This window comes from Komagataeibacter oboediens, assembly GCF_003207815.1.
Lineage (GTDB): Bacteria > Pseudomonadota > Alphaproteobacteria > Acetobacterales > Acetobacteraceae > Komagataeibacter > Komagataeibacter oboediens.
In genome coordinates this window covers 1-2507 of the sequence record NZ_NKTX01000148.1, presented here as the reverse complement: position 1 = coordinate 2507, position 2507 = coordinate 1, and the positions used below count along the sequence as shown (strand labels likewise).

General features: G+C 55.2%; 3 protein-coding genes and 1 pseudogene. 2 read left to right on the top strand and 2 right to left on the bottom strand.

Features of this window, described 5'->3' with window-relative positions:
- On the top strand, nt 1-178 hold a 178-nt coding region (locus CFR80_RS17685; RefSeq protein WP_146221706.1), incomplete at its 5' end, for an ATP-binding domain-containing protein.
- Nucleotides 179-283: 105 nt separating this feature from the next.
- Here CFR80_RS17685 and CFR80_RS17680 read toward each other — a convergent pair.
- Together CFR80_RS17680 and CFR80_RS19100 are read right to left on the bottom strand one after the other, a co-directional pair.
- A pseudogene (locus CFR80_RS17680) lies at nt 284-1041 on the bottom strand (IS5 family transposase).
- A gap of 152 nt (nt 1042-1193) precedes the next feature.
- Nucleotides 1194-1898: a hypothetical protein gene (locus tag CFR80_RS19100; RefSeq protein WP_146221705.1), complete on the bottom strand. Its 705-nt coding sequence runs from the start codon at nt 1896-1898 to the stop codon at nt 1194-1196.
- A 126-nt stretch (nt 1899-2024) separates the two neighbouring features.
- Here CFR80_RS19100 and CFR80_RS17675 point away from each other — a divergent pair, with 126 nt between their 5' ends.
- Complete coding sequence (locus CFR80_RS17675; protein ID WP_258367943.1) at nt 2025-2447, top strand: tyrosine-type recombinase/integrase; 423 nt, start codon at nt 2025-2027, stop codon at nt 2445-2447.
- Nucleotides 2448-2507: the final 60 nt, after the last annotated feature.

Genomic DNA, 2507 nt, shown 5'->3' with positions numbered 1-2507 from the left:
GGTGACCCAGCATTACGCCATGCTGGCGCGGAACCTGCTCTACACCGGCGTCACACGGGGGCGGAAGCTCGTCGTGCTCGTGGGCCAGAAGAAGGCGCTTGCTATCGCCGTGCGCAATCAGGGTGGCAGGCGACGGTGGTCGAAGCTCAGGGAGTGGCTGGCCGGTAGCGTCGCATGATGGAGTGACGGGGGTGAAGGGGGTGTCTCCATGTCGGCTTCCGCCTCTTGTCCGACATCTGGAAGCATGGAATGCCTTCTCAAAAGCGGACGCTAGGGCCCGGACTCATAACCAGTAGCTGACGGTCGCGACGAGACAGATGGCGGCGTGGAAGTTAGTGGCATTGCGATCGTAACGTGTCGCGATGCGACGGAAGTCCTTGAGGCGGTTGAACATGCGCTCAATGGCATTTCGCGTCCGATAAAGGACCGGCGAAAAGCAGTTCTTCCAGATCCGGTTGACCTTGGGTGGGATGTTCGGCGCGGCGCCCTTGTCCTCGATCTGTCGACGCACCGCGTTGGTGTCGTAGCCCTTGTCGCCGTGGATCAGCCGGACGTTCGAAACCTGTTCCAGCAGCGGGACCGCTGCCGTGCAATCCGCGACGTTGCCGCCGGTCAGCACGAAGGCGACCGGACGGCAGGCGGCATCCGTCAGCGCGTGGATCTTGGTCGTGCGCCCGCCACGCGATCGGCCGATGGCCTGGTGTCGCTCCCCTTTTTTCCGCCGGAGGCGCAGCGATGGGCCTTCACGACAGAACTGTCGATCAGAAGTTCGGCAGGCGGTCCACCGCTCTGCGCCAGCGCCTCGAACATGCGCGCCCAGACGCCTTTCGCAGCCCAGCGCTGAAACCGATTGTAGAGCGTCTTACGCGGGCCATACGCGGACGGCGCATCCTTCCACCGCGCGCCGGACAGCATGATCTGAATGATGCCGCTGATCACGCGTCGATCATCCACACGCGGCTTGCCACGCGTATCGGTGGGCAGATGCGGCGCAACCCGCGCAAACTGTCGCTCCGAAAGCCAGAAAAGGTCAGCGTCCATCGCTCATCTCCTTTCAGAGACAGCGAATCACAGGCCACTCACAATGGGAATCCCTTTATGGGTCCGGGCCCTAGTGTTGGATTGTGAGAGCTTATCTCTGTTGTCGTGATAGCGGTTGGGATGTTTGTTTCTTTTAAAACTGAAGATTATAATCACTCTGGACGGGCGATTGGGCCTGATTCCTTAATGACCTTAAAAATCCATAGGAGTTGCTCTGACGACAGATTGAGTGAAGTTGGAGGCCGCTCGGATAGGCGATTTAACGGAATAAGAGACGACAATTCAGATGGACATTGGTTTTGCAACTTTGTCCATGAGTCAATGCTTGCGTGTTTGAGGACATTCGCAAGCCAATTTATACTTTTGAGCGCTGGATGAACTTCCTCCGGCATGCTGGGTTGAATAGAATGCAATTGAGGAAAAATTTTCGAAAGAGCAGCGTATCCTTGCTTTTTTTTGGCGCTTTCGGAAGAAACGTAGGTCAAAAACCATTTTTGTGCTGATTTTTCCCAGTAATGATAGGCAGTAATCATGAAAGCGCTTCGCAGATCAAAAAGAGCGTCACCAAGCTGATTATACACTACCTCGAGATATTGGTCCTGTTCCCAGAGGATATGCTCATCTTCGCGCTCCCCAATAAATTCTCCGCGTTGGTAATATAATTTAAGTTCTTCCCGATTTTCGGATAATGCCTTTCTAATACCAGACTCGCCTTCTTTTGCCGCCAATTCAATAGCGTCAAGACCTGACTGGTATAATATTCCATCGTAGTTAATCTTTAAATGCGAAAACATTTTATCTTTCCATCTGAAAAGTTCGAAAACCCGACCTTCCTCTCCCGCCGTCATGTTGGACATGCAGCCTCCAATATGCCACGCCCCGAAGCGGACAGTCTGGAGTCACCATGAACTGATGCCATTTCCTCCCGCCGGAGCGCATTCTACACCAGGCTGCATCCAAGCAGCCTTCCTGGAGAACGTGTCATGGAACAAGGCATACGCTTCCCATCGCCCACACTGAAAACCCAAACCCCGTGGAACGCCGGCAAAATGGTCGGCGCCAAACGGGCTCTGAAAGAGAAACACGTTTGGGCCATCCGCTTTTGGTTGGCCCATGAAGGCCGGATCCGTGATCGAGCACTGTTCGACCTTGCCCTCGACAGCAAGCTCCGAGGTTGCGATCTCGTGACGCTGCGCATTGGCGATATCGTTACCAGCGGTCAGATCCGGAGCCGCGCAATGATCGTGCAGCAGAAAACCAAACGTCCGGTGCAATTCGAAATTACGGAAACGACACGTGAAAGCGTCCGTGCCTGGCTGGAGCATCGCGGTGGCTCACTGCAGGATTTTATTTTTCCCAGCCGCCTGATACCAAAGGACGTAGCCACTGACTCGTGTGTGAAGTGACAAACGGCGCTGGCTCTGATTCTCTTGATGCGGGAGGATCTGGCTGATGACGAGGGCGGT